Raw genomic sequence first — 2,472 nt, 5'->3', positions numbered from 1 at the left:
GTGCGGGTGGGGGCGGGGGCGGGGCGGCGGTCCGGTGCCGGAGGGGCGGCGCGGCGGCCGTCGCTGTCAGTGGGGCGGCCTACCCTTGGGCGGGTGTGTGGGGTTGTGTGGGGGTGTGCGGGGTTTGGGGGTTTGGGGGGCGCCGGGTTTCTTTGGGGGTCGGGGGGCCGGGGGTCACAGGGTGGTGGGGAGGATGCGGTCCAGGTGGCGGCGGTCGCTGGCCGCGCGGAGCGCTTCGAGGGTAGCCGGGTGGGGCTCCGCGCGGACCAGCGGGTCGTCGTGCTCGCCGGCGGACGGGTCGGGGACGAAGGCCAGTTGTTCGCCGTCGAGGCGGAACTGCGCGTCGACGCCCGGCTTGTTGCCGCGGGGGTCCACTCGGATCCAGTCGCGCCCCGGCAGCCGCAGCGCGACCAGGCCGTGCAGCACGCCGAGGTGCTGGTAGCAGAAGCCGGCCGGGATGCCTTGGGCGCGCAGCAGGGCGACGAGGGCGTGCGCCTTGGCGTAGCAGATGCCGGTGCGGGCCTTCAGCACGTCCGAGGCGCGGCAGGTGACGCGCAGGTCCCCGGCGTCGTTGGAGTGCGGGATTGTGTCCCGCACGAACTCGTAGGCCCCCTTGGCGTACGCCTCCGGCTCCACCGCGACCTCGCGCAGCCGGTACGCGGTCCCGGCCACGAGCGGGTGCTCGTGGTCGACGACCGCGTCGGCGGCGAGGTACGCGGACAGGTCGGGCCGCTCCTGCTGGAGTTCCATGCGGAGGAGCGTATAGGCATGCGGCGGTTACGTCCTCCGCATTTCCTCCGCGACCGCGGAGATGAAGGTGTCGACGTCCTCCTCCGTGGTGTCGAAGGAGCACATCCAGCGCACCACTCCGTCCGCCTCGTCCCAGAAGTAGAAGCGGAAGTCCTTCTGCAGCGCCAGGGACACATCGTGCGGCAGCCGGGCGAAGACGCCGTTGGCCTGCACGGGGTGCAGCACCTCGACGCCGTCCACGTCGCGTACGCCGTCGGCGAGGCGGCGGGCCATCGCGTTGGCGTGGCGGGCGTTGCGCAGCCACAGGTCCTTGGCGAGCAGCGCCTCGAACTGGGCCGAGACGAAGCGCATCTTGGAGGCGAGCTGCATCGACAGCTTGCGCAGGTGCTTCATCGCGCGTACGGCGCCGGGGTCGAGGACGACGACGGCTTCGCCGAGGAGCATGCCGTTCTTCGTGCCGCCGAAGGAGAGGATGTCGACGCCGGCGACGTTGGTGAACGCGCGCATCGGCACGTCCAGCGTCGCCGCCGCGTTGGCTATCCGGGCGCCGTCGAGGTGGACGCGCATGCCGCGGCGGTGCGCGTGGTCGCAGATCGCGCGGATCTCGTCCGGGGTGTAGACCGTGCCGTACTCGGTGGCCTGGGTGATCGAGACGACCTGCGGCATGGCGCGGTGCTCGTCGTCCCAGCCGCGCGCCTCGCGGTCGATCAGCTCGGGGGTGAGCTTGCCGTCCGGCGTCGGTACGGTCAGCAGCTTCAGCCCGCCGACGCGTTCGGGGGCACCGCACTCGTCGACGTGGATGTGCGCGGTGTCCGCGCAGATCACCGCGCCCCAGCGGTCGGTGAGGGCCTGGAGCGCGACGACGTTGGCGCCGGTCCCGTTGAAGACCGGGTAGACCTCGGCGTCCATGCCGAAGTGGCCGCGGAAGACGTGCTGGAGGTGCGCGGTGTAGTCGTCCTCGCCGTAGCTGACCTGGTGGCCGCCGTTGGCGAGGGCGAGCGCGGCGAGGATCTCCGGGTGCGCGCCGGCGTAGTTGTCGCTGGCGAAGCCGCGCACCGCCGGGTCGTGGCGGCGCTTGGCGTCCGTGCGCCGCGGCTGTCCTGCGGGGTCTCCCCCGGCCGGTGCGGTCGTGGTCATGGCTGGGCGGTGAGCCACAGGCGGGTCCCGTTCAGTTCTTGCGCGGGCCGGTCCCAGACCTCCGCGATGTTGTCGGCAAGGTCGGCCACGTCGGTGAAGCCCGCGAACTTCGCGTTCGGCTTGGCCTCGCGCATCGCGTCGTTCACCAGTGCCTTGACCACCAGGATCACGGCCGCCGCGGCGGGCCGGTCCAGCCCTTCGGCCTCGCCGGCCTTGCGGAAGCCGTCGGCCATGGCCAGCGTCCACGCCTCGGCACCGGCCTTGGCGGCGGCGTACGCGGCGTTGCCCGCGGTGGGCTGGCTGGCGCCGGCGGCGCTGACCAGGACGTAGCGGCCGCGGTCGCTGCGGCGCAGCGGCTCGTCGAAGGCGAGGGAGGTGTGCTGCACGGTACGCAGGAGCAGGTCGTGCAGCACCGTCCAGTCGGCCAGGTCGGTGGTGGCGAAGGAGCGCGAGCCGCGCCAGCCGCCGACGAGGTGGATCAGGCCGTCGACGCGGCCGTAGTCCTTCTCGATGCGCTCCGCCCAGGCGCGGGCGGCGTGCAGGTCGAGCAGGTCGACCGTGTCGCCGGTGACGGCGATCGCGCCG

The 2,472-nt window shown here is 73.0% G+C and carries 3 protein-coding genes; all 3 read right to left on the bottom strand.

Annotated features, from left to right (window positions below; all coding sequences use genetic code 11):
* Positions 1-174: 174 nt before the first annotated feature.
* A complete protein-coding gene (locus H5J30_RS27130) occupies positions 175-750 on the bottom strand; it encodes a transglutaminase-like domain-containing protein (RefSeq protein WP_181789954.1) in 576 nt (191 codons plus the stop codon).
* A gap of 27 nt (positions 751-777) precedes the next feature.
* Entirely contained in the window at positions 778-1,887 is a 1,110-nt protein-coding gene (locus tag H5J30_RS27125) for a threonine aldolase family protein (RefSeq protein WP_181789953.1), read from the bottom strand.
* On the bottom strand, positions 1,884-2,472 hold a 589-nt coding region (locus H5J30_RS27120), incomplete at its 5' end, for an SDR family NAD(P)-dependent oxidoreductase (protein ID WP_181789952.1). The genes H5J30_RS27120 and H5J30_RS27125, both read right to left, overlap by 4 nt.

This window comes from Streptomyces phytophilus (assembly GCF_013870535.1).
Lineage (GTDB): Bacteria > Actinomycetota > Actinomycetes > Streptomycetales > Streptomycetaceae > Streptomyces > Streptomyces phytophilus.
Note: the sequence above shows the minus strand (reverse complement) of the source record. Positions and strands in the feature narration are given on the sequence as shown.

Excerpts from the sequence above, each read along its gene's own strand:
- H5J30_RS27130 (WP_181789954.1), bottom strand. The coding sequence starts at position 750 with ATGGAACTCCAGCAGGAGCGGCCCGACCTGTCCGCGTACCTCGCCGCC.
- H5J30_RS27125 (WP_181789953.1), bottom strand. The coding sequence starts at position 1,887 with ATGACCACGACCGCACCGGCCGGGGGAGACCCCGCAGGACAGCCGCGG.